The 24,510-nt window shown below is 49.7% G+C and carries 23 protein-coding genes; 10 read left to right on the top strand and 13 right to left on the bottom strand.

What is annotated here, in order from left to right:
• Positions 1-2: 2 nt before the first annotated feature.
• The 3 genes from ACYQ1O_RS02720 to ACYQ1O_RS02710 form a co-directional block, all read right to left on the bottom strand.
• Positions 3-1,205: a hypothetical protein gene (locus tag ACYQ1O_RS02720; RefSeq protein ID WP_459990096.1), complete on the bottom strand. Its 1,203-nt coding sequence runs from the start codon at positions 1,203-1,205 to the stop codon at positions 3-5.
• A gap of 443 nt (positions 1,206-1,648) precedes the next feature.
• Complete coding sequence (locus ACYQ1O_RS02715; RefSeq protein ID WP_459990095.1) at positions 1,649-1,897, bottom strand: type I restriction enzyme endonuclease domain-containing protein; 249 nt, start codon at positions 1,895-1,897, stop codon at positions 1,649-1,651.
• A 203-nt stretch (positions 1,898-2,100) separates the two neighbouring features.
• Positions 2,101-4,212, bottom strand: a complete 2,112-nt coding sequence (locus ACYQ1O_RS02710; RefSeq protein WP_459990094.1) for an HzsA-related protein — start codon at positions 4,210-4,212, stop codon at positions 2,101-2,103.
• Between the two features lie 291 nt (positions 4,213-4,503).
• Here ACYQ1O_RS02710 and ACYQ1O_RS02705 point away from each other — a divergent pair, with 291 nt between their 5' ends.
• On the top strand, positions 4,504-6,165 hold the full coding sequence (locus ACYQ1O_RS02705) for an ATP-binding protein (RefSeq protein WP_459990093.1): 1,662 nt from the start codon (positions 4,504-4,506) through the stop codon (positions 6,163-6,165).
• A gap of 70 nt (positions 6,166-6,235) precedes the next feature.
• On the opposite strand, the gene ACYQ1O_RS02700 is transcribed toward ACYQ1O_RS02705, so the two are convergent.
• Complete coding sequence (locus ACYQ1O_RS02700) at positions 6,236-7,189, bottom strand: glycosyltransferase (protein ID WP_459990092.1); 954 nt, start codon at positions 7,187-7,189, stop codon at positions 6,236-6,238.
• Between the two features lie 21 nt (positions 7,190-7,210).
• Positions 7,211-9,409 (bottom strand): glycosyltransferase family 2 protein, encoded by a 2,199-nt coding sequence (locus ACYQ1O_RS02695; protein ID WP_459990091.1) that lies wholly within the window; start codon positions 9,407-9,409, stop codon positions 7,211-7,213.
• 245 nt (positions 9,410-9,654) lie between these two features.
• Here ACYQ1O_RS02695 and ACYQ1O_RS02690 point away from each other — a divergent pair, with 245 nt between their 5' ends.
• The 7 genes from ACYQ1O_RS02690 (at position 9,655) to ACYQ1O_RS02660 (ending at position 15,079) form a co-directional block, all read left to right on the top strand.
• Complete coding sequence (locus ACYQ1O_RS02690; protein WP_459990090.1) at positions 9,655-10,818, top strand: MFS transporter; 1,164 nt, start codon at positions 9,655-9,657, stop codon at positions 10,816-10,818.
• An 80-nt stretch (positions 10,819-10,898) separates the two neighbouring features.
• The gene (locus ACYQ1O_RS02685; protein WP_459990089.1) at positions 10,899-11,516 is read left to right on the top strand and encodes a MotA/TolQ/ExbB proton channel family protein; all 618 of its coding nucleotides are present in this window, start codon (positions 10,899-10,901) and stop codon (positions 11,514-11,516) included.
• Entirely contained in the window at positions 11,513-11,950 is a 438-nt protein-coding gene (locus tag ACYQ1O_RS02680) for an ExbD/TolR family protein (protein WP_459990088.1), read from the top strand. The genes ACYQ1O_RS02685 and ACYQ1O_RS02680 overlap by 4 nt, the downstream gene beginning before the upstream one ends.
• The gene (gene lpxK / locus ACYQ1O_RS02675) at positions 11,947-12,945 is read left to right on the top strand and encodes a tetraacyldisaccharide 4'-kinase (protein WP_459990087.1); all 999 of its coding nucleotides are present in this window, start codon (positions 11,947-11,949) and stop codon (positions 12,943-12,945) included. Before ACYQ1O_RS02680 ends, lpxK begins: the two co-directional genes overlap by 4 nt.
• On the top strand, positions 12,935-13,132 hold the full coding sequence (locus ACYQ1O_RS02670) for a Trm112 family protein (RefSeq protein WP_459990086.1): 198 nt from the start codon (positions 12,935-12,937) through the stop codon (positions 13,130-13,132). Before lpxK ends, ACYQ1O_RS02670 begins: the two co-directional genes overlap by 11 nt.
• A gap of 62 nt (positions 13,133-13,194) precedes the next feature.
• On the top strand, positions 13,195-13,950 hold the full coding sequence (gene kdsB / locus ACYQ1O_RS02665) for a 3-deoxy-manno-octulosonate cytidylyltransferase (protein WP_459990085.1): 756 nt from the start codon (positions 13,195-13,197) through the stop codon (positions 13,948-13,950).
• A gap of 553 nt (positions 13,951-14,503) precedes the next feature.
• Positions 14,504-15,079, top strand: a complete 576-nt coding sequence (locus ACYQ1O_RS02660) for a hypothetical protein (RefSeq protein WP_459990084.1) — start codon at positions 14,504-14,506, stop codon at positions 15,077-15,079.
• A 64-nt stretch (positions 15,080-15,143) separates the two neighbouring features.
• On the opposite strand, the gene radA is transcribed toward ACYQ1O_RS02660, so the two are convergent.
• The 4 genes from radA to ACYQ1O_RS02640 form a co-directional block, all read right to left on the bottom strand.
• Positions 15,144-16,529 (bottom strand): DNA repair protein RadA, encoded by a 1,386-nt coding sequence (gene radA / locus ACYQ1O_RS02655; RefSeq protein WP_459990083.1) that lies wholly within the window; start codon positions 16,527-16,529, stop codon positions 15,144-15,146.
• Positions 16,526-17,359: an SDR family oxidoreductase gene (locus ACYQ1O_RS02650; protein WP_459990082.1), complete on the bottom strand. Its 834-nt coding sequence runs from the start codon at positions 17,357-17,359 to the stop codon at positions 16,526-16,528. Before ACYQ1O_RS02650 ends, radA begins: the two co-directional genes overlap by 4 nt.
• A 1-nt stretch (position 17,360) precedes the next feature.
• Complete coding sequence (locus ACYQ1O_RS02645) at positions 17,361-18,296, bottom strand: YbgA family protein (protein WP_459990081.1); 936 nt, start codon at positions 18,294-18,296, stop codon at positions 17,361-17,363.
• A gap of 126 nt (positions 18,297-18,422) precedes the next feature.
• Entirely contained in the window at positions 18,423-19,547 is a 1,125-nt protein-coding gene (locus ACYQ1O_RS02640) for a helix-turn-helix transcriptional regulator (RefSeq protein WP_459990080.1), read from the bottom strand.
• A gap of 190 nt (positions 19,548-19,737) precedes the next feature.
• Here ACYQ1O_RS02640 and ACYQ1O_RS02635 point away from each other — a divergent pair, with 190 nt between their 5' ends.
• Positions 19,738-20,655 (top strand): hypothetical protein, encoded by a 918-nt coding sequence (locus ACYQ1O_RS02635; RefSeq protein WP_459990079.1) that lies wholly within the window; start codon positions 19,738-19,740, stop codon positions 20,653-20,655.
• Between the two features lie 20 nt (positions 20,656-20,675).
• On the opposite strand, the gene ACYQ1O_RS02630 is transcribed toward ACYQ1O_RS02635, so the two are convergent.
• From ACYQ1O_RS02630 to ACYQ1O_RS02615, 4 genes are read right to left on the bottom strand one after another with little or no spacing between them, the layout of a single operon-like run.
• Positions 20,676-20,888 carry a SlyX family protein gene (locus tag ACYQ1O_RS02630; RefSeq protein ID WP_459990078.1) on the bottom strand — a complete coding sequence of 71 codons (213 nt, stop codon included), beginning with the start codon at positions 20,886-20,888 and terminating at the stop codon, positions 20,676-20,678.
• A complete protein-coding gene (gene ccmI, locus ACYQ1O_RS02625; RefSeq protein WP_459990077.1) occupies positions 20,888-22,117 on the bottom strand; it encodes a c-type cytochrome biogenesis protein CcmI in 1,230 nt (409 codons plus the stop codon). Before ccmI ends, ACYQ1O_RS02630 begins: the two co-directional genes overlap by 1 nt.
• On the bottom strand, positions 22,117-22,590 hold the full coding sequence (locus ACYQ1O_RS02620; protein WP_459990076.1) for a cytochrome c-type biogenesis protein: 474 nt from the start codon (positions 22,588-22,590) through the stop codon (positions 22,117-22,119). Before ACYQ1O_RS02620 ends, ccmI begins: the two co-directional genes overlap by 1 nt.
• Entirely contained in the window at positions 22,587-23,120 is a 534-nt protein-coding gene (locus ACYQ1O_RS02615; RefSeq protein ID WP_459990075.1) for a DsbE family thiol:disulfide interchange protein, read from the bottom strand. Before ACYQ1O_RS02615 ends, ACYQ1O_RS02620 begins: the two co-directional genes overlap by 4 nt.
• Before the next feature lie 267 nt (positions 23,121-23,387).
• On the opposite strand from ACYQ1O_RS02615, the gene tgt reads away from it, so the two are divergent.
• Positions 23,388-24,500 carry a tRNA guanosine(34) transglycosylase Tgt gene (tgt, locus tag ACYQ1O_RS02610; RefSeq protein WP_459990074.1) on the top strand — a complete coding sequence of 371 codons (1,113 nt, stop codon included), beginning with the start codon at positions 23,388-23,390 and terminating at the stop codon, positions 24,498-24,500.
• Positions 24,501-24,510: the final 10 nt, after the last annotated feature.

Here is a 24,510-nt window from a genome sequence, read left to right as displayed (position 1 = left end):
TCTTACAAGCCGTAATGGCGCAACCACCAATCGCGCAGCAGTTTACAGGCAAAACGGTAGACGCGCTGATCGGCATCGAAAGCCACATAAAATTCGTATTCTAAGTCAGCCATCATGCCAGCAAATTCGTTAGTATCAAACTTGTCCCCCACCGCTTCCCGATAGAACTGCTGGCAGGCATCACGACGCATTTCGCCCACCTGGGCCAATTCCCGCAATATATGTTTGGCAGCAACCTCCAGATGGCGTGGATAATAAAGGCGAAAACGGGAGTAATAGTGGTCGAAGTAAGTCTTGCAGTCTTCACCTAACACTTTTTCTCGATAGATACGGGCGATCATTTCAGGGCAAGCCTGAACTTGCTCATCTTCGCAAGCCTTGCGGGTTTCCGAAAACAATATTTGCAAAAAATAGGGGACGGGCGGGCCAATCAATTCAAGCATCGCGGAGCGGCTGGCAATGTCTAACGAAAAACTGTAAGTCGCTGCCAAGCTGTCTAAAAATTGCTCGGCGACGGGCTGGGTGAACACTTGTAATTTCATGCGTTCAAAATCGTTGATGGTAGCAATTTCACCGAGTTGGTTGAGTATGCGTTCAATACCAATTGACCCCGCCAAAACAAAGCGCAATATCTTCATTTCTGGTGCTTGGCGAAGTTCGCGTAACCATCGCATCAAGGCTATCGCTTCGTTCTTACCTTCCTTGGTTTTACACAACCTGTCTAGCAGCATCGGCAATTCATCTAGGAATATCACCACTGGCTTGTCTGCTGTAGCAATGCGACCCATCAATGCTTGCAGGTGTTCACGCCAGTTTGCGCTAGCGGCATCACGCAATTTTACCCGCACATCAAAAACTTCAATTTCCTCGGCATGGTCATTGACTAAGCCCACCATTTTTGCTGCCAAGGTGCTGAGTCCCGCGACGAGCGTAGCCAAAGCGGAAACCTTGGCAGTACTTTCCATTAACCGGGCAACCAAATCGGCGGGGTTGTGCAAGCTTTCGAGATCAACATGAACAACATGGTAGTCCCACAGCGGTTGTTGTATCAGCTTATACATGATACTGGTTTTACCAAAGCGTCGTGGCGCCGCCAATAGAATATGATTGCCTTCGCGTAGCTTTTCGGAAACTTGGTGTACAAACGACTCGCGGTTGAAAAAATCATTGCCCGTTACCGGTGGACCAACTCGATTATGGATCATGGGGTTCTCCTGTATATTTAACAACAATTATGTTATACAACACTTTTGTTGTTATATAAAGTAGAGATAGAGCCTTTTTACATTAAGAGTGATAAATATTTTCCGATTCAAGAAAAACATGATACATAATTGATCTATCATCATTTATATGGCATCTCTCCTTCACAATCGCAAGTGGTTAAATTACCACTTAAAGTTGATAGGGTTGTTGGTGTTTCAAGACACAAAAACAAATCTGTACTACTTTTCTCGTTGCAGGGTCCAAGGCTGACATTTTACTGTTGCCGTTGAGTGTTAAGAGTTATTGCTGAACTATAATATCTGGGCTATGGCTCAGGTAATGTTATGCTCCAGCGACAGCTATTTGAAAATTCCGAATTACTGTTTTTGATCGATTTATGCCACAAAAACAATATTAGCCTGCATTACAACCAACCATATAACTACCCCCACTCCGCACTCAATCTCTCCGCCTGCTCCAATACCAGTTGCACGGCTTCTTCCTGTTTGCCTGGCGGGTATTTGTATTTGCGTAATATCCGTTTTACTATCAGCCGTAAGCTGGCCCTTACGCTTTCGCGCACCGACCAATCGACGCTGACATTTTTGCGTAGATTCTCAGCCAGTTCATGGGCGATTTTTTTCAGGGTCTCGTCACCGAGTTCACGGACAGATTCTTCGTTATTCGCCAAGCAAACCCCCATTACATTAGAAAGTCAGGTAGGGTTCGCATTGCGTACCTTAGATTGATGGATAGGCAAATTGCTATCGTTTTCGGATTCCATTTAGGAATGATTTTTCCGTTGGCATAAAGCTGACAATTTAATGAAGCCACCATTGGAATTGTGCTGGATTTGTAACTGGCAGCAGCCAAAACTGCTGCCAGTTTGATTTTTTAAAGGCTGCCGATGCTTTTCAGATAGCGGACCAGTTGCCGTAAGGCTTGGGGTTTGTTGCCGGGCGAGCCTTTGCCGACTTGGTCGGTTTTGTTCACGCCATGGCAGGCCGGGCAAGTTCTGATTTCGCCGGGCTGCATTGACAGCCAGTTACGTTCGCGGACAACAAATTGCCCGGTGCTGTCAGTAATTTGCCAGGATAAGGCGCGGCGTACCGGCAGCAGCATGGCAACGGAGCCGTCATTGGCAATTTTGACACTGCCGACCGGTGCATCCGCCGCTTGTGGTGGATTGGCTTTGGTGCCGTGCATGGGCTGTGCCAATACCCGTCGGCCTGGCAAGATGTTGGGGCTGTCGTAGCCTTTAATGCCTCGGATTTGGTCGGCCTGGAAGGCTTGGAAATAGGCGACTTCATAAAGCTTGCCAACGCCGGTGCTGGTTTGTGTGGCGCTGCCGGCAACGGCAAGGTTGAAGGGTTGCTGTTTGTCGCTGCTGTCGCGGCGGGTAACGTTGCGCACCACGCCCAAGGCCAAATTGTTGGTCAGCAAATAGTTGCGCAGTTGACTTTCGGTGACGCCTTCTTCTTGCAGGACTTGCAGTTCCGGCGTGCCTAGTGTTGCTACCCGTTTGGCGGGTTTGATGCGGGCTTTGACTTCAACCGGTTGGAGTTCCCATAACAGGCCGTTGTAGGTAATTTTTGTGCTAGGATCGAAGTAGTTGATGTTTTTGCTGATGCCGCTGGTCAGTGGTTGGTCGATGACCCATTTGCCGACGGCGGGTTTTTTTAGGGTGTAAATGCGGAAGGCATAGGATGAGCTGGCATTGCCCTGGTCTTCAAGGGTTTCCGGTGTGTGGGTCGCCAATAAGGTGCCATCGGATAACATCAACGGGTCACGGTAGTGGCCTGAGCTGGGGTCGGTGATGTATGTGATGGTCGCATTGTAGGCATTTTGTGTGGGCGCGGCATTGTTTAGCCGCAGCAATTGCCCTGAGGCGTGCGTGCCGAACTCCGGTGCATCAACGCCAAAAAATTGGCTGGGCGTTACCGGATTTTGTTTGATTTGGAAAAAGTTGCCGATTTTGTTTTGGTTAACGCTCGTGGTCACGTAAGTTAAATTGGGGTCATCGTTAAAAACCGGATCGACATATGAGCCGCCCAGTTCATGGCGGCCCACATGGTTGACCAGTTCCAGTTCCGTACCGTCTTCATTGACCTGCCAAGGGAAAAAATGGTTAAAACGATGTCCGTTTAAGTTGGTGCCTGCCAGCGCTGGCGTGTCAAAGCTTAGCGGCTCTGGAAAGACTTCTTTATTGGTGTTCAGGACTGCCGCGTTTGTCGCTTCGCTGGCGTAGTTGAACGTGCCGTAATGGGCAACCGGATCGTTACGGTCGGCTTCGGCTTGCTGGTCTTGTTGCAGATGGTCCCAGCGGGTAAAGACCACCCTGCCGTAGCTGTCGATCATGGGGTTGAAGTCGCCCGATGGCGCGTGGGTGACGATAAAAATATTGCCGGCGACCGGGTCTAGGCTCCATAAGCCGGTATTGGTAGGTTGTTCTTCGTATTCGTCGCGTTGTGGATAAAGGTGTGCCAAACCGCCTCGAGTGCGGTCAGAAACAAAAATAATGCGCCCGTCAGTGCCGTAAATGGGGCTGACATTATTGAAGGTGGTCGGCTGGTAGGCCACTTTGGTAATCACTGGGGTTTCATTTTTGCCAAGCCCAGTCACTTCATAAAGTTGCCAGAAATATTGTTTGACTTGATATTGGCTGGGCGCGCCGACCACCATGCTGAAAATGATTTTGTTGCCATCCCAGCTCACCGAAGGGTCGCGCACTTGGATGGCATTGGCACCTTGATGCCCGCTCATGCCATAACCCGCCGCTTCCGTGAGGTTTTTTAGGCTGCCGTCGGGGTAGCGTATCCATAAATCACCGCCACGCCCTGTTACGTTAATTGCCGCTTGGTGGTTGCAGAAGGTGGCGTTAATTGTGCAGAAATCCTGATGGATGGGTACTTGGGTGACGAAGGCAATCGGGTAGTCCATCGCCGCATAGGCAAAATGTGGCAGCTGCGCCAGCACACAGCTAATGCCCAGTATTTTTTTTATCATGATACGCTCCGGAAGCAGGTGGGTGACGGGGTTGCAGGCCTACTTTAAAGCATATTGGCTGCGCTTTCATTAATGTTTTTAAATACCTAGGGCTGTTTGTGAGGCTGGTCTGCAGTTTTCGTACGCCTCACGGTTAAGCCGTTGGCTACACTCTGCCAATGTTCTATGCAAATCCAGTCCGCTGCCCAAAACGCCACCGCATTGGCTTTTTACGCAGATTAATCTTTTCTTAACATTGTCATAATTTAGGCTAAGCTTACTATTCAGTTTCGCCTTCCCGATAATCACATTATGTCAGCAACAGAAAATAACAACGTCTTGATCGCGCATCTGACCGAAGTGCGCGGCAATGGCATGAATGCCAGAATTATTCCTGATTTTGTCAATGCCGCACCGGTTTTAACCATCGATGGTGAGGAAATTTTAGCCGGACAAATCGGTTCTTACGTAGTTATCAAACAAGCCAGCATTAATGTTTTGGCTTTGGTTTATAAAATTTGGGAAGAAGATTTTATCGACGACCATCACCATAAGGCGATCCGCTTTATTGCCTTGATTCCTGTCGGTGAAATTCAACAAGACGGCTCGTTTAGCCGAGGTGTGCGCCGTTATCCAACCCCTGGCGCGCAGGTATTCGCCGTGGGTATCAGCGAAATCAACGCCATTTTTGCCCGATTCAGGGAATACGGCTTTTTTGTCGGGCAATTGTCATCGCACCGCGAATATGAGCTTAGCCTTAACCCACAGGCTTTGTTCAGCCGCCACTTTGCTATTTTAGGGCAGTCCGGTGCGGGTAAATCATGGACGGTCACGAGTCTTATCCAAAGCACGCTCAAATCCATGCCTAATTGCCATCTGGTCATGTTGGATTTGCACGGTGAATATTGCTGGAAATCGCCCAGCGGTGTGATTAACTCGGCCTTCCCTACGTATTTGGTCAATTATGTTGATGCAATGGAAGTGGAGATGCCGTATTGGATTATGAGTTATGCCGAATTGGTGGACTTGTTCATCGACCGTAACGACAACAACGCCTCCATACAAAAATCTTATTTGCGTGAAGTGATACAACAACTTAAACGCAAAGAAGCGGCAAAAATCGGCTTGCCTGACGTTTCTGTGGATACGCCCATCTACTTTCCGTTGGCGGAAATGTACATGATGTTTAAGGCCGCCAATGAAGAAAGAAGGGATTTTGGTAAAGTCAAAGGTGCGCTGTTCGGTCAGTTCGACGAATTCCTCATCCGTCTGCAAAGCCGTTTTAACGATGTCCGCTATGATTTCTTGCTCAAGCCCAAACTGCGCAATACCTCCGAATCCATGCACGGCTTACTGCGCCAGTTTATTGGTCTTGGCGAAAACAAAGCCAATATCACCATTATTGACTTAAGCTCGGTGCCGACGGACATTCGCCCCGCCGTTTCGGCACAAGTGGGCCGCTTGGTTTACGAATTTAACTATTGGAACCCAAAGCGCCGCGACTTTCCCATCACCCTCATCTGCGAGGAAGCCCATTCTTACATTCCTCGGGAAAAAGGCGGTCAGTTTGAAGGAACGCGTTTAATGATGGAGCGGATTGCCAAAGAAGGCCGTAAATACGGTGTATCGATCGGTGTGATTAGCCAGCGCCCAACCGAGCTGTCAGACACGATGTTGTCGCAATGCAGCACATTTATCTGTTTGCGTACCTCGAACCCTGACGACCAAGCCTACATCAAAAAGCTATTGCCGGAGGCTGAAAGCGATTTGACCGATGTGCTCAGCTCGCTAGGCCGAGGCGAAGCCTTGGTGTTGGGGGAAGCTGCACCGCTGCCCACGCGCGTACAAATTTACAAACCCGATCCTGCGCCGAAAAGTAATGACGTTGATTATTTTGAGGGTTGGCGTTTTGGTTTGGGTGATTTGGACGTAAAAGACATTGTCCACCGTTGGCGCACTCAGACCCGAATATGATATTCCCTTTGTTTGGACAACCGAAATGACTGTTTTTACGCGCTGCCGCCTGTCTGTGGGCGTTTAAGTTTTAACGCGATGTCATAGCGTCAAGGCGTTGTTGCACGCCTGCCGACAGCACTTCCCGTCGTTCACCATTGCTTGCCAGCTGCAAAATGGTTGTAGCCCATAACGACGGGTCGTTCGCCAACAAACAGCCGTCGAGGCCATCACGGATAAAGCCTTGATAAGGCGGTACATCGCTGTAAATGCCGATAGCCCCCATGCGGGCATAATCAAAAAACTTGGTGGGGCCACGTGCCGCATTAAAGGCGCTTGGCAGTAAAGGAGCCAAGCCTAAATCGCGTTGTTGTATGCGGGTGTAGTCCAAATAATTCGACCATGACAAGGGATGCAATACTGAAACTCTGGGGTATTGTTTAACCGCTTGCGCCAACTTCCCCGAACCGAACAGCTCAAAGTGGATGTTTTCCGATTGGGCCTGCACGGAGGCGATGATGGGGAGCAGCCAAGCCAATTCCGTTTGGTGTGATGCGGTGCCGTGATAGCAAACTGTTACGTAGTCTTTTGGGGTGGGTTTTGCCAAGGTTTTGGCAGTGGCGGTCGGGGTGATTAAAATCGGTTTTAACGCCGCATATTTCGCCAGCAAATGCTCGCTGGTCATCCAAAATGCTGAACAAATACGCATTAATTGTTGACGGTGGCGCAAGGCGGTGCGGAAAATTTTCCATTGGTAGCGTAGCGGCAATCCGTGCAGGGCTTGGCGGTCGAATAAGTCATCATCCATAAAATAAACAAGCTGCAAGCCGCTAGGCTGGTTGCGCGCCAGTAATGCCAATTGTTGGGTGGTGATGTAGCGGCAAATCACCACCAGCTGATAGCGGCTTAAATCCGTTTTTGCCAAGTCCGCGCCTTTGATTAACGTGGCTTGGTAGCCTAATTGCCCAATATGCGGCAAGACTAAATAATCGGTGCTGGCGGTGTGGCTATCTGAAATGACAGCTGCGTGTGCAAATGCATTCATCGTCGGCTCGGCAAATAAAGGCTAACGCTTCCAGGGTTTTTTAATCATGGGTGCGTAACTTAATGAGAAATCAGGGCGCACATAACTTAAGTTAGGGTTGTAGAACGGATCATGTGCCATCAGTTGTGCCCAACGCGAGCGAATATAATGGGCTTCGGTTCGTGAACGCGCTATTTTTTCTGGCGAATCATCTTTGCCGCGTGACATGGATTCGTAATGGTACAGTTCGGCATAAGGTGTCCATACCACACGGAAACCCGCTTCACGCACGCGCAAGCAATAATCGACATCATTAAATGACACGGGTAAGTTTTGTTCATCCAGCCCGCCTAACTGCAAAAATAAATTACGCCAAGTCATCAGGCAGGCGCCCGTAACGGCAGACAGGTCTTGTGCCAGCTGTGCGCGTCCGCAATAGCCGGGGGCGTCGCGTTCGATGAGCATGTGCAAATGGTTGGCACAGCCGCCGGGGCCAACAGTATCGCCGGCGTGTTGTACCCGATCATCGCTGTAATAGAGTTTTGCACCCACCACGCCGACGTGATTTTGCATCAGATGCCCGAGCATTTCCTCTAGCCAATTTGCAGTTATCACTTCGGTGTCGTTGTTTAGCAGGCACAGCACCTCGCCGGTGGCTTCGCTGGCCGCCAAATTGTTCATGGTGGAATAATTGAATGCCTGCTGGAACGGGATGATTTTTACTTTGGGATTGCCGGTTAAGCTGTTGAGGTAGGCCAGCGCATCGGCATCGGTGGTTTGGTTGTCGATAATCAGCAGCTCAATATTTGGGTAGGTGCTTTTGCTCAGCACGCTTTCCACGCAGTCGTGCAGATGCTGGTAAGCATCGCGGGTGGGGATGATGATGCTGATTTTGTGCAAGTCTTTGGGAAGTGTGTATCTAACACGGTAACCCATGTGTCCTTGTGCCTGCACTGTAGCGGCGACGCCTATACGATTAAGGTGTTTGTCGATGGGGTTGTCTTGTGTGCTTGTTGGCAACGATTGTTGATGATTTGCCAGATGCCAAAGCAGTGCAGGGATATGGCGGATTGATGTGACCGGCAAACGTTCGGTGGCGCGTAAATAGAGGTCGTGAAGCGCTGTTGGCTGTTCAGTGTTGACCTCCAGTTCTGGATAGGGCGGTATTGCATCGGCACGTATGACGGCGGCACTGGCAATATAATTGTTGGAGCGTAAAAGTTCGGGGGACCAGTCGGGTTTAAATGCCGGCTCGGTACGCTTGCCATCATCGGTCAAAAGGTCGTGGTCAGAATAGATGAACAGGGCATTGGGATGCTTGATGGCTTCGCTAGCCAGCCAATACAAGGCGTGTTCGGCGAGCTGGTCACCTATTTTTAAGTAGCTTAGCCAGCGGTTGCTGCCTTTGCCGGTATGGGTTGCCAATTGTGGTTTGTGTGTGGGGGTGTCGGACTCGACAATTGTCAACCAGTTTTGCAGATAGCGTAAAGGTATGGCGTAGTTTTGGCCTGTTTTGACCAATAAGGTCACGCGGAATTTGCGGTACAGCTGCCTATCCAAGCTGTCGAGTGTATGTTTTACAAGATGTTCGTCAAAGTGATGTGCGCACAGGGATATTTCAAATGCCGGTTGGATGCGCCATTTTTTAATCTGTCGGGTGATTTTTTTTCGGTCAGAGCTTGTTAAGGCGTCAAATTTATCAATCCAAGCATCGTATTGGGGGGCGGCGGCATAGGCGCGGAACTGTCCGGCAATGGCGTAGGCTTTTTTCAGGTCGAAAAAAGGAGTGTAAAAATAGATACCGGCTTGCCGTAAACGGGCATAGCGATATTTTTTAAACAACGGTGCAACGCGGTAGATCATCTTCAGTAGCCGTTCTGAACGGGAAACCGGTTTGATTTTGGCGTCAGTCAGCTTGCACCAGCCTTTGCAGAGCATGGGTTGTAATAGTAACCGCCGTATTCCACTGGGGAGATAAAGCAATTCGAAGATATTACCTTTCAGTGTAACGGTCAGTGGGAAATCGCAAAGGCTACCATCTTCCATTTCCAGGCGTAGTTGCGCGGTGCCATCTTCAGCACGTCGATGCAGCACACCACTAAAAATAACCCAGCCACAGGGCATGGCGGCGTTTTCTGGTGTCAGTTCGATATAAGCGGGTTGTCCACAGATAGTCCATTCATTCTCCGTTTGAGCCAGCAAGGCATTCTGCCCGGCGCTGGGCAGCAAGGATATGGTCATGAATAACTTTCCCTATTCTTGGCAACTGTCTTTTGGCTAAACAAATAACTTCCCCTTTTGATGTGATGGCAAACAATTCCCTTAAGATTGCTTGCATTCGGCATGGCGATGGTTGATTTTAATAATTCCGCCATTTTGATTTATTGTTGCAAAGATTTAAAAAACGCTAGTATGGGCGTTTGAGGCTTAAAGTAGCCTGAATCTTCTTGAAGTCATCGTATTTATCATTTATCGCAACATTGCCAATGCCCATTCCCCGTATTCGCTTATCTGGATTTTATTTTTTTTATTTTGCCACCTTGGGCGCGTTCATCCCCTATTGGGGGCTTAGCTTGAAAGCAGGGGGCTTTAATGCCCAGCAAATTGGTGAGTTGTCGGCATTGTTGTCGGCAACGCGCATTGTTGCACCTAATTTGTCAGGTTGGTTGGCAGATAGGTCGGGCAAGAGTGTAAACATTATCCGTTGTTGTTGTTTTTTTGCAGCGGTTTTCTTTGGCTGTTTCATGTTTCCGCTGGATTATGCTGGATTGGCAACTGTCACGGTTGCTTTTGGTTTGTTTTGGCATGCCGCTTTGCCCCAATTTGAGGCGGTCACTTTGTACCATTTAAAAGCCCAAACGAATCGCTATAGCCAAATTAGGCTGTGGGGGTCGGTCGGGTTTATTGCCGCAGTCCTAAGTATGGGGCGTTTTTTAGATGAGCAACCGATTAGCTATTTGCCAGCTCTTGTAGTGATATTGTTAACTGCAAATTGGATAATAGCAATGTTTGTGCCGGATGTGCATCCAGATAAGCGCCCAGACCAACAGCAAGGTATTGGGGCTATTATCCGTACGCCAGAGGTGCTGGTGTTTTTATTGGTGAGCATGATTTTGCAAATCGCCCATGCGCCTTATTATGCGTTTTATTCCTTATATTTAAAACAACATCAGTATTCCTCAACCCTGACGGGCGGGCTTTGGGCTTTAGGGGTGGCGGCTGAGATTTTGTTGTTCCTTATCATGTCCAAGTTACTGAAGCGATATTCTTTGCGCAGTATATTGTTATGCAGCATTGCTTTAGGAATGGTGCGTTGGTTGTTGGTTGCCCATTGCGCCGATAGCTTGCCCACCTTGGTGTTTGCCCAATTGCTGCATGCCGCCACTTTTGGTGGTGTGCATGTCACCTCCATCCATTTGATACATCGTTACTTTGGTGATCGGCATCAAGGTAAAGGCCAAGCATTATTCGGCAGCGTCAGTTACGGCTTGGGCGGAATGATTGGCGGAATATACAGCGGGCAATTGTGGCAAGCCGAAGGTGGTGGGGTAATTTACTCAATCAGTGCCTTTTGCTGCGCTCTCGCTTTATTGCTCGGCTTTGTCTGGATTGGCAGGGAAAATAGCCAAAAAGCCAATCGCTTAGGTTAAAATAGCCAAAATTGCTTAGCGAATTAATTAGGTGATATTTTTTCCTCCCAATGCTTTTTGACTCATTTTAGGAAACCTCGGTGTTTGAAATCATAAAAAGTGGTGGCTGGATGATGCTGCCCATTCTGATGTGTTCGGTGATTGCCATGGCAATTGTTGTTGAACGGTTTTGGACGTTGCAGGCCAATAAAGTGTTGCCGCCCGATTTGGTGCAGCAAGTTTGGAAGCTCTCACGGGAGCGGCGCTTGGACGCTTTGGCCTTGCAAAAGTTAAGGCACAGCTCGCCGTTGGGCTATGTGTTGGCGGCAGGCGCGGCCAACAGCTTCCACGGGCGCGAAATTATGAAAGAATGCATCGAAGAAGCCGGGCGCGTTGTTGTGCATCGATTGGAGCGCTACCTAAATACCTTGGGTACGATTGCCGCCGTCAGCCCATTATTGGGCTTGTTGGGTACAGTGTTTGGCATCATTGAAATCTTTTCCTCACTGATGAACGGCGGTGCCGGTGACCCAACCGCCTTGGCGGGCGGCATTTCTGTTGCCTTAATTACCACCGCCGCCGGTTTGATTGTCGGCATTCCAAGCTTGATCTTCCACCGTCATTTAGAGCGTATGGTGGATGATTATGTCATCCATATGGAGGCCGAAGCCCTAAAATTGGTGGAAATCATGCACGGTGACCGCGAGATCCTGCTATGAAGTTCCGCCGCAAAAAGCGTGAGCGCATTGATATTAACTTAATCTCAATGATCGACATTTTATTTGTGTTGCTGTTGTTTTTCATGGTGTCGACATCGTTCAGCCACAATACCCAAGTGAAGCTCAAGTTGCCTGAAGCCGGTGGGTCAGAAGGCGAATTGCCGCAAAAAATGGTCAATTTGATTATTGATGCCGAAGGCAAATATTACCTGCAAGGCGAAGATGGTCTGACACGGGCATTGGTCAACCAAAAAGGTGAAGGCTTAAAAGCCACTTTAGATAAATTGGCAGTAACCTCGGCGGATTTGCCGTTTGTCATCAATGCCGATGGCAAAAGCCCGCACCAATCGGTTTTGTCGGTATTGGAAGCCGCCAGCAGCGCAGGATTTAACCATATCACTTTCGCCGCGCAAAAAACCGGCGGGGAAAAATGAAAAAAACCTTAAGCCGCTTGGCTCAAGACATTTGGTATCACGATGCCTTTATCGGCCTCTGTTTAATGCCGCTGGGCTTTTTGTTTGCCGATATTGTCCGTTTTCGGCGCTTTTTGTACCGCATGGGCGTTTTAAAGTCGCGTAAACTACCTGTACCGGTCATTATTGTCGGTAATATTACCGTCGGCGGCACAGGGAAAACGCCGCTGGTGATTTGGTTGGCGAACTTACTGCACCAGCAGGGCTATAAACCCGGTATTGTCAGCCGAGGCTATGGTCGCCAAGCCGATGACGAACCGGTCATGGTGAGTGCTGATAGCTTACCCGCGCAAGTTGGCGATGAAGCCTTGCTGATTAAGCGGCAAACCGGTTGCCCTGTTGCCGTCAGTCCTATCCGCGCCGCCGCTGCCGACTGCCTGTTAAAAATCGGCGGATGCGACATCATCATTGCCGATGATGGCTTGCAGCATTACGCCTTGCAGCGCGATATTGAAATTATCGTTATTGATGGCGAACGCCGTTTCGGCAACGGCTATTGCCTGCCCGCCGGACCGTTGCGTGAACCGCCCAGCCGTTTGCTGGAAGCGGATTTTGTCATGGTCAACGGCGAAAAAACCGAGCCGGAACAGTTCGCCATGAGCCTGCAAGGTGATATTGCCATCAACTTGGCAACAGCCGAACAAAAACCGCTTGCCAGTTTCGCCGACAGCGATTGCCATGCCATTGCAGGTATCGGTAATCCGGCGCGATTTTTTAACTTGCTGGGAAAAGCCGGTTTAAACTGCACCACGCTCAGTTTTCCCGACCACCATCCATTCCTGGCGCAAGACCTTGCTTTTAAAGATGGCAAGCCTGTGCTGATGACCGAAAAAGACGCCGTCAAATGCGCGGCTTTCGCTACCGACCTATTTTGGTATGTACCTGTTTCGGCTCAGCCCGAATCAGGTTTCGCCGAACAATTGTTAACCCGATTAAGAGAACCTCATGATAGATAAAAAACTGCTCGATATACTGGCTTGCCCGATTTGTAAAAGCCGTTTGCGTTACAACAAAGCCCAACAAGAGCTGATTTGCCGCGCTGATCGCCTCGCTTTCCCCATTCGTGATGATATTCCGGTAATGCTGGAAGACGAAGCACGCGTTTTATCCAGCGACGAAGTAGATGCTTTGTACCAAAAGTAAGCATTGGAGAGCGGGCAGTGTGTCCGCCATTTGCCCGCATAAACCCACAACCGTTAGCCTTCATGTTTAAAGTCGTCATCCCCGCCCGTTACGGATCCACCCGCCTGCCAGGCAAACCCTTGTTGGATATTGCCGGCAAACCCATGATTGTCCATGTCTGCCAACGCGCCCAAGAAGCACAAGCCGATGAAGTGGTTGTGGCAACCGACGACCAACGCATCGCCGATGCCGTCACCGCGTTGGGTATCCGCGCCGTCATGACCCGCGCCGACCACCAAAGTGGCACCGAGCGCATTGCTGAAGTGGCGCAAATCTGTGGTTGGTCAAGCGATACTATTATTGTTAATTTACAAGGTGATGAGCCGCTGATTCCGCCTGCGTATATCCGTGACGTTGCCGAAGCCTTGGCTAGCCAAAGCCAAGCGGGTATTGCCACCTTAGCGGCGACTATTCATGATGACGAAGAAATATTTAATCCCAACGCGGTTAAGGTCGTGTTAAATCACGCCGGTTACGCGCTGTATTTCAGTCGCGCACCGATTCCTTGGGAGCGTGACGCCTTCGCCAAACCTGAACGCACGCCCAGCGGTAAAATGCCTTATTTCCGCCATATCGGCATGTACGCTTATACGGTAGATTTTTTGCGCCGCTATTGCAGCTGGCAAGCGTCAGTTTTGGAAACCGTGGAATCGTTGGAGCAGCTGCGCATCCTTTGGCAAGGCGAAGCGGTGTTGGTCAAAACGGTGGAAAAAACCCCACCGGCGGGTGTTGATACGCAAGAAGATTTATTGCGCGTTGCACAGATTTTAAGCCGTTAATAAGGTATTGTTTTCATTCAAACCATGTTTTTCCGTTGCCCTAAAGTACTTTGGGTGTAGGCGGAAAAACCTCCGGTTTATCTGTATCTATTCTGTTAATTCCTGACTCTTCCGTGTACTTGTCAGTAATCTGTCCTATGCTGATTTTGTGTTAACAAAATGGCTGTCTCATCCTACATTGTAGGCCTAAATGCCCACCCCCAATAAGCCGCTGCCATTGCGGGTAAAAAAGGCCGCTTTGAGCATTTAAAAGTTGATGTCATAAAATAATAATTTATATTTTTGTGATACATGCGGCACATTTCAATAAAATTGCTTTACATTAAAAAAAAATTTTGCTGGACATTTTTTTTAGGCGGCATACAATCCATACCCAACAAACGACTAATTTTTTGGTTAACAGCTCCATAGCTGTGGGCAGCGTTATTTTTCTTGGAAATTAAAACCAAGTTTTCTGTCTATGGGCGTTTAAAGTCCGCTAAGCCAACAACCAGATTCTAAGAGCCTTCCTATGAAACATTTATTGATTTTTACCTGTTTGGCAATCTCTTGCTTGTTGGGCGGTGTTGCCAGTGCTTCTACCGTTAGCTTTTTCGCGAATCCAGGTACGACAACTGCCAACGAAAACACCCATCTTTTTGATACCCCAACCTATGTTGGTTCGACAGGACAAAAGTTTTTTAGCATTGCCTACGCCATTCAATCGAACTGGAACGTGACTTCTGCCAAGTTGGCGTTGAAACTGACCGATGACCAATGTATTGCCGGCCACGGCAGTGCTTGTCCGGAAACCTTAGATGCACCAGAGCAAGCCAAAGTCTTCTCCTTAGAAGGTTATTTGGTCAGTGTCCCCACCGTGGAAATTGATTCCTACGGCTGGTATGAATTTAACGTACCTGATCTTTTGTCGTTGATTTTAACGTCTACCACATCACCTCTGACAGGTGCGGTTCGGCCAATTAATAATGCAAGACCTTCAACAGCTGATTTTTCATACAAAAACGCGAAACTCGTTTTAACCTATGATGAAGTTGTGCCAACCCCCCCTGTTCCTGTTCCGGCTGCGTTGTGGTTGTTTGGATCGGCTTTGGTTGGTATGTCGGCGGTAAGCCGTAAAAAAGCCCGTTAAAATTTCTTTGATACAGGCGGTTCATTTCTGTGGGCCACCTATGCCAGAAGCTGCTTTTTTAATATCAAATCTCCGCCAATACATCCAACGCTTCTGCCAGCGAAGACACGGCATAGATCTTCAAACCTTCAATGGCTTTTTTCGGCGCATTGCCTTTCGGGATCACCGCCGTTTTAAAGCCATGTTTGGCGGCATCTTGCAGGCGGGCATGACCGTTCGCCACCGGTCTTATTTCGCCGCTTAAGCCAATTTCGCCAAAAAAGAACATCGTGTGCGGGATGATTTTGTTTTTCAGGCTGGACACCACGCCGATGACAATCGCCAAATCCGAGCTGGTTTCCGTCACTTTAATGCCGCCGACGACGTTGGCGTAGATTTCATCTTGGGCGGTGACAATGCCGCCATGCCGCGACAACACCGCCAACAGCATCGCCAAACGGTTTTGGTCAAAACCCACCGCTAAGCGGCGCGGATTGCCGTATTGGCAATCGGTGACCAAGGCTTGGATTTCCACCAGCAACGGGCGCGTGCCTTCCCACAGCACCGTCACCACGCTGCCCGATGCCGGTTTTTCGGCACGGTTTAAAAACATGGCGGAAGGGTTTTTCACTTCTTTTAAACCGCTGCTGTCCATGGCAAAAAATCCCAACTCGCCAACACTGCCGAAGCGGTTTTTATCGGCGCGCAACACGCGGTAACGGGCATCGTCGGTCGAACCTAAAATCACTTGCGTATCAACAATATGGCTTAAGGTCATCGGCCCTGCCAGCGATTGGTCTTTGGTGACGTGACCGACCATAAAAATCGACACCTGATTTTTTTTCGCGTATTGGGTCAAATAGCTGGCGGATTCGCGCACTTGCGACACCGAACCGGGTGCGGATTCGGTGTCTTGTGTGTGCATGACCTGAATGGAGTCGATCACCAGCACTTGTGGTTTTGTTGGCTCGATGTCATTCAACACCTCACAAATCCGTTGCACCGAGGTTTCTGCCAGCATCATGATTTTGTCGGCAGACAATTTCAGACGATGCGCGCGTTCGGCGATTTGCTGTAACGATTCTTCACCCGATACATATAAAACGCCGATGCCCCGGTCGGCGATATTGGCAATCGCTTGCAGCAACAACGTACTTTTGCCTGCGCCAGGCGCGCCGCCAATCAACACCACGCTACCGCTGACGATACCGCCGCCCAATACGCGGTCAAATTCGCTGATGCCAGTCAATATCCGCTCGGCTTGCAACAAATCGACTTCTGACAGCAATTTGATTTCGGAACGGCTGCCCGCATAACCGGCGGTGCGTTGTCCGCGTTCATCCTTCGCCGACCCTAAACGCACCTCTTGGATGCAGTTCCATTCGCCGCAACTGGTGCATTGCCCGTTCCAGCGCGGATAATCCGCACCGCATTTTGTACAGACATAAGCGGTTTTGGTTTTTTTGCTCATCGTCGGATCAACTCGCCGTAGCCGTCGCGAAAACTGGGGTAGATGAATTCATAGCCCAAGTCTTTTAGCCGCTGATTGCGGCAACGCTTGTTTTGGTCGGCATGTTCGTCAACCGGTTTGGCGGTTGGTGCGGGATGCCCTAATTGCTCGGCTAGCCAACTGATAACATCCCACATCGGCGCCGGATCGTCATCGCTGGCGAGGTAAATGGGATCCAATGCTTTGTCCGCCAAGCTCTGCGCCAATAAAAACGCCAGCACACCCACGCAATCCTGTTGATGGATGCGGTTGGTGTAATAAACCGGTGTTTGTTGAATGGCGGGTGTTTGTGCCGCCATTCTGAGCAGATATTCGCGCCCCGGCCCGTAAATACCGGAAAAACGCACCACCACATTGGCGGGATTGGCGGCAGTGATTTTTTGTTCGGCTTGGCGGATTAGCTGGCTGGTCAGGTTTTCCGGTTCGGCAGGCGAATCTTCATCGACCCATTCGCCTTGGCTTTGCCCATAAACGCTGGTTGACGAGACGAACAGACACGGTACGGCGGCGAATTGCGCCAGCACATTATCCAAACCGGTTTGGTAAATGCTGCGGTAACTGGCTTCGGTACGCCCGTCGGCGGAAACGATAAAAATCCAGCGGTCGTAAGTATTGCCCAAGGCTGCCAGCGTATCGGCTTGGCTGATGTCAGCAGCAATAAAGCGGATATTGTCGTGTTGGTCGGCAGGCGGATTGCGCTTGAGGCCCGTTACGGCATGGCCTTGCGCCGCCAAGTTGTGTGCCAGTGGCAGGCCAATCGACCCGCAACCGATGATAAGGATGTTTGCCATGTTAAAGTTGGTTGGTGAGGCGCATTTCTTGCGGGTAAGGCGATAGGTAGAAAGATTCTTCGATATACGGATCGGGCGCTTTGCGGAAATGGTGCTTAAGCAGCGTAATCGGCACAATCAGCGGGATTTCGCCGTTGCGGTAACGTTCGATGATTTCGCACAATTCGGCCTTATCATCGCTATCCAGTTCTTTCTTTAAATAACCTTGGATGTGTTGCAAAACGTTGACGTGGCTGCCACGGCTGGCGACGTTTTTTAGCATAGGCATCAATTGCTTGATGTATTGGTCGGCAATGTCGGCAACATTGTCTTTGGTCGCGCTCGCCAATAATTGCCCCAATTCGCGGTAATCACCGTGGCTCATAATAATCAGCTTGTGGCGGGCGTGGAAATGCATCAGCCGATTAAGCGTCAGCCCTTCTGCCAGCAGATTTTTCCAACGGTGCAGCACATAAACGCGTTGGATGAAATTTTCGCGCAAGCCAGGGTCGCCCAAGCGGCCTTCTTCTTCCACCGGCAACAACGGATTATTTTTTAGCAGCACTTCGGTATAAATGCCGATGCCTTCTTTGTGAGGCTGCCCGTTGGTGAACACCTTGACACGTTCCATGCCACAACTGGGCGAATCTTTTTTGACGATGTAGCCGCACAAGTCCGCATGTAATGGCGAGACACCTTGGGCGTAAGCGCGTAAGGCATCGGTCACTTCCAATTCAGGGTTTTTAACGCCCACGCAACGGATGTCGCCAGCGATTTTCACCAAATGGATGGTCGGGCGCGGAATGCCTAAGCCAATCGCCACTTCCGGGCAAAACGGACGGAATTCGAAATGTTCGCCTAAAGTGCCGGTAATGTAAGCGTCGCGCTTATGCCCGCCGTCGAAGCGGACGTTTTCACCGATAAGGCAACTGCTGATGCCGATGGGGATTTTGTTCATAAGGCGGAGTCCGTAAAGAAGGTTATATTGAAAATGGATTGGCTTATACAGGCCATTACAAGCCGTATCCTTTACATACCATCATAACCGCAATCGGCAACTTTGCCGTTACCTTTACGGCAACAATCAATCGGCTTTATGTAACTGCGGCAATTGGCTTAACAGTGCGACCAACTCTGATTGCCTGGATGTCCCCGTTTTTCTAAACAAACTTTTCAGTTGGGTGCGCACGGTGTTTAAAGAGACTTGTGCTTCATGGGCATAGTGTTCCGGTGATTTGCCTGCCAATAAGGCGGCAGCCACGCGCAGTTCGGCGGGTGATAAATCGAATAACGAACCCAGCAATTGCAAGGTCGATAAGTTTTTACCGGGTTCGATTATCAAAACCAATGCCAACGGCATTTGCCAATCCTTCACAAAAGCGGATGTAGCTGGCAAAGGGATTGCAAAAACTTGCCGCGTTCTATCGCCATTCAGCAAAAGCATACCGCTTGCTACAGCTGGATAATGGGTGGCGGAGGCTATCAATGCGCTCAATTGGTTTCTGTTCCCAGGGATAGAGGACGATAGCCGCCCTGTTTTGCACAGAAAGCCTGCCGTGTTTTGCTGCAAAAAACGTTCGGCACCGGCATTCAAATGCAGGATGCTTTGCTTGCTGTCAACGATCAGCATCGGTATAGCCAGCGCGTCAATCGCCAATGCCCCTAGTGTGGCTTTCGCCTGCAGGTTTTGCGTGTATTTTTGCAGCCGTAATGCCCTTTGCAAATGCGGGCTAAAGCGCTGTGCTGCCAGCAAGTCTTCGTTATCAAAGGATTTTTGCCCTGCCGTTCGGGTAATGCCGACCGTACTGAGGTCACCGTCCGTTTCGTCCACCACCGCAAACAGCCCGTAATGGAAGCCTTGGGGCAACAAAAAATCTTGGTAAAACGCACTGTGGCTGATGAAGTTTTTATCAAATGTTTGGTTATTGCTGCGCCATTGATGTACAGGCGCACCTTTTAAAAGGTTTTGGTGCGGATCAATCGCCATGTAGTGCTGGGCATAATCCATCGCGACCTGCTCGGACATCATCACGCCCGCCGCCACACAAATGGGCGGTTGTTGCTGGTTTTTGCTGACAATGGACAGCTGTGCATTCACGCCGCCCAAATAATCAGAACATTCTTCCACCGCTTTATGCCATAAGCCAGGCTCTAAAACCGCTTCGTAAAGCAGACTGATTAGGTCATCGAGCTGCTTGTCATCCGCCATGCTATACCGCACCTTGCTAAAAATGGTTAGAAGTTAGGGGATTATATTCATAAAAAAATGCAGGTGTCACCTATATGGGTGATTACAGGTAGGGATTAAGTAAATACAATCAAATCGTAAGGCTTGTTGAGACAAATCCAATAGTTGCAAATCAGCCACTGAAATCCCATTCCTCACCAGGCAAGCCTTTATGAAGAGCAAAACCCGTTTTCTTGATAATGCCCATGCCTTGTTAATGCACCAAGAAGAGCATATTGCGATGGATATGGTTTTTAAAGGCTTAAGTGCGTTGCATGCCAAAAGCAAGCCAGAAGAATGGCGCCGTTTTGTGGCATCGGAGGTGTTGGCGCATCCTATTAAAGAGCTGATCCATTTATGCCCGTTTACACGCCGCTCTTTTTTAAAGCCGCTTGGTTATGCGGGTGATGCGGGGTTGATTGATTTTATTTACGGGACGGGTACGGCAAATCAGTTTCCGTTGGACGATTTGGCTTCTGCAATTTCCCATTACACACTCAATGTGCCGGTTGCGCGCGCCGTTCGGTATCGCCGTGAGTTGTTAGCGCGCTGTATTGACGAGGTGGCGGCTAAAGACAAGAATTCTTTGATGCTGTCAATTGCATCAGGGCATCTTCGTGAAATTGAACTAAGCCAAGCGGCTCGGAAAGGGGAAATTGGTTGCTTTTATGCGCTGGATCAAGACCAAGACAGTATCGCGCTAATTCAGCGGAAATACGCGGCTTATAATGTTTCGGCATCGGTAGGCTCGGTGCACCAGCTTTTAAGCAATGTCATCACGTTTGAGGGCTTGTCTTTGGTTTATGCAGCGGGTTTGTTCGATTATTTGGAAGAGCGCGTTGCGCAAAGGCTTGTCGAGAAAATGTTCGGTTTTTTAAAACCTGGCGGGCGCATGCTGATAGCCAACTTTTTGCCAAACTTGCCCGATGTTGGTTATATGGAAAGCTATATGGATTGGTTCTTGATTTTTCGTAGCCCTGAAGAAATGTTGGCCTTATTCAACACGCTGCCTGAAGATCAAATTAGTAGTTTGATGGTTTCTTTTGACCCCGACAAAAATATTGTTTTTGCCGAGGCGGTTAAGGTTTAAGTCTTATTCCACAAGCCGCATCAATAATGCGGCGGAATCTCATGCAAACTCCCCGTATTTTCCCCTTCCGGCTGCTGACTGGATAAGCTTTTAATCCGCTCATTCAGCAGCGTACAAGTCATTTCCAAGCGGTCAATTTGCTGTTGCTGTTGGCTGACGACGTTATTCAAGGCTTGCAGCAAATCTTCCTGATACGCCGCTTTTATTTCCAGCTCGATAATCCGGTTTTCCATTATTTGACCCGCGCATTGATGACGATGCTGTGGCTGGTTTTGTCGCCTGTTGCCGCTGATTCCACGCTGCCCAGCAAATCGCCTGCTTGCGTTATTGCCTCGCCGGATTTTGAAACCCGCGCCAACAATTTTACTTCAGCAAAATTGGATAGCTTCATGGCGGGCATCATCGCCTGTGCATCAGTTAAGGTGACCGTTAGTGGTAAATCCGACACTTGCTTGCGGACAATTGCCAGCGGCATTTTTGGTCCAGAAATGGCTTGGGCATAAACGAAAACCGTATCATTAGCGGCAACAGCGCTTTGCAATTCGGGCGCAAGGCTGACATTAATGGTTAAGGCCACCGCTGCTGTTGATGCCGTTTTCTCTGGTGCAGAAGCAGGCACCCCACCCGGTACAGAGGCTTCCAGTTGGCTGAGCAAAGTTTGCACTTCTTGCCTCCCTTGCGAGTCCGGCGGTAAAAGCATCAATACCTTACGCCACAACTTCACGCCTTCCGCCGCTTCGCCCGCTTGCGCTTTCGCCATGCCGCCGTACCACAACGCGGTAACGTTGTCGGGTTCGCGCGCCAAGACTTTAAATACCAGCTCGGCGGGTTTGCCGTCCATTTGTTCGTTGTTGGCAAAGGCCAGCGCATCGGCGTACAGCAACATAATTTCCGATTGCTCGCCCAGTAACGCATAGGCCTTAGCGAAGGCTTCGGCGGCTTTGGGGAATTGTTGCAGGTATTTATAAGACTTGCCCAGCATCGTCCAACCTTCGGCGTCATCGGCGTGGGTTTTCATGCGTTCGGCAAGTTTTTCGACCATTTTTTTCATTTCTTCAAGATTGGGCACAGCGTTTTGCTTACTGCCCAACATTTCCGGCGTCGGTTCGACGGCTTGGTAAGCGCCTAAGCCACCGTAAAAACTTAACGCCACCAGCGGTAACAAAATCGCCAACACGGTGGCTATCCAGCGGCCTTGTGCGGGGGTGGCGTTGCCTGTGGCGATGTCCAAATCATCTGCCAAAGCCAATTCCAGCTCGGCGCGTTGTTCTTGGTATTGCTCCTCGGTTAACGCGCCAGTGGCTAGTTGCGCTTGCAACTCCGCCAAGCGGGTTTTAGCGATGGCAATGTTGCGGCTGTCCATGTCGGCAGCCGCAACGGTGCGTTGCCGCCACAATGGCGGCAGCAAGATGGCTAGGGCGATTAAAATCAATAGGCCGATCAGCAGCCAAAATACAGTCATTAAGAAGCATCCTCTTCATCTAAGATACGGCGGATTTTCGCCAATTTTTCGGCTTGCGTGGCTTCGGCGCTGCTATCGCCAAGCGACGAACGGGAACGGCGCTGGTGGATCACCAAAAACACCGCCACCAATCCCACCAGCAAAAACGCCATCGGCCCCAACCACAACAAACTGGTTTTGGCCTTAAACGGCGGTTTATACAACACAAAATCGCCGTAGCGGTCGGTCATAAACTGGACAATCTGCTCGCGCGATTTGCCCTGTTCCAACATTTCCTGCACTTGCCGACGCAAATCCGCCGCCAGTTCGGCATTGGAATCGGCGATGGTTTGGTTTTGGCAGACCAAACAGCGCAATTCCGAAGTCAAGATTTCGTAGGCTTCTTGCTGTTCAGGATTGGCAAATTGGCGCGAGTCTATCGCTTGCGCCAGTGGTGATAGCATCAGTAGTAACAGCAATACGCGGCATTTCATGGCATTTCCTCTTGCAGTTTGGCAATCAACGGCAAGAACACCGTCTGCACATCGTTCCATGACACCGGCCCCGTGTGCTTATAACGCACCACACCTTTTTTATCCATCACAAAGGTTTCCGGCACGCCGTACACGCCCCAATCCAAGCCGATGCGCCCATCCTGATCCATAATGCTGACGTTATAAGGATTGCCCAAAGTCTCCAACCAGTTTTTCGCAGCAGCGGCTTCGTCTTTGTAATTAAGGCCGACAATCGTCACCGCCTGTTGTTTAGCAAATTCGTTCAGCACAGGATGCTCTTCCCGACAAGACACGCACCAAGATGCCCAAACATTGAACAACCAAACTTTGCCCATTAAATCGGCATTGCTGAGTTTTTCGGTGGGCGTTTGCAGTTTGGGCGCACTAAAAGTTGGCGCGGTTTTGCCAACCAAGGGCGATGGGATTTCGCTGGGCTTAAGGTTAAGGCCAATGGCAAGAAAAACCGCCATGATGATGAACAGAATAAGGGGCAGAAGATATTTAAGCATCAATAATGACCAAAGCAATTGTGCAAGCGGGCTGCGCCACGCAGGCCAGTCCGGCTAATCTTAAACCCTTGGCATCGCTTATGCTAAGAGACGCCTGCGGGTTTGTCGGTAAGCTTAACATTATAGGCAAAAAGCGGTTGCGCTTGCTTGGCTTATGTTTGGGGTAAGCAGAAAAACACGGTCTTGGCGTGATTGCGTCAGGCAGGATGTTGGCAACGGATGCTAAAATGCCCAGCTTTTAGACAACCGCATAAACTCGTAGCTTTCATGGAATTTACACTTAAAAACACCGACGGTTACGCCCGTCGCGGTCAGCTGACTTTTGCCCGTGGCGTGGTGGAAACGCCGATTTTCATGCCGGTCGGCACTTACGGCGCGGTGAAATCCTTAACACCGGAAGACCTGACCAGCATCGGCGCGCAAATCATCCTCGGCAATACCTTTCACTTGATGTTACGCCCCACCACAGCGGTCATCCAAGCCCACGGCGATTTGCACGATTTTATGCGCTGGCAAAAACCAATTCTCACCGATTCCGGCGGTTTCCAAGTATTCAGCCTTGGGGCATTGCGGAAAATCACCGAACAAGGCGTGACTTTCCAATCGCCGATCAACGGCAGCAAAATCTTCATGGGGCCGGAAGAGTCCATGCAAGTGCAACGCGAGTTAGGTTCGGACATTGTCATGATTTTCGACGAATGCACGCCGTACCCCGCTACGGTCGATCAAGCTGCCGATTCCATGCGCTTATCTTTACGCTGGGCACAACGCAGCAAAGACGCGCATGGTGACAATCCCAATGCTTTATTTGGCATCGTTCAAGGTGGTATGTACGAGCATTTGCGCCAAGAATCTATCGCGGGTTTGGTCGATATTGGTTTTGATGGCTACGCGATTGGCGGCCTGTCGGTTGGCGAACCTAAAGACGAAATGATGGCGACTTTAGACGTGGTGCATACCAAAATGCCGGTCGATAAACCGCGTTATTTGATGGGTGTCGGAACGCCAGAAGATTTGGTGGAAGCCGTGTGCCGTGGCATTGATATGTTCGATTGCGTAATGCCCACCCGCAACGCCCGCAACGGGCATTTGTTTACCCGTTTTGGTGTGGTGAAAATCCGCAACGCGAAATACGAATTCGACAATCGCCCGCTAGATGAAGAATGCGGTTGTTACACCTGCCAAAACTATTCCCGCGCCTATTTGCGGCATTTGGACAAATGCCAAGAAATGCTCGGCTCGCGGTTGAATACTATCCACAATTTGTATTATTACTTAAGCCTAATGCAAGGTTTGCGCGATGCCATCGAAAAGCAGGAATTGGACGCGTTTGTGAAGGAATTTTATCTGCAGCGGGAAGCGGAAAATCGGCCTGAATAATCCCGAAACC

The organism is Methylosoma difficile (assembly GCF_054657615.1).
This window is presented reverse-complemented; position numbering and strand designations above follow the sequence as displayed.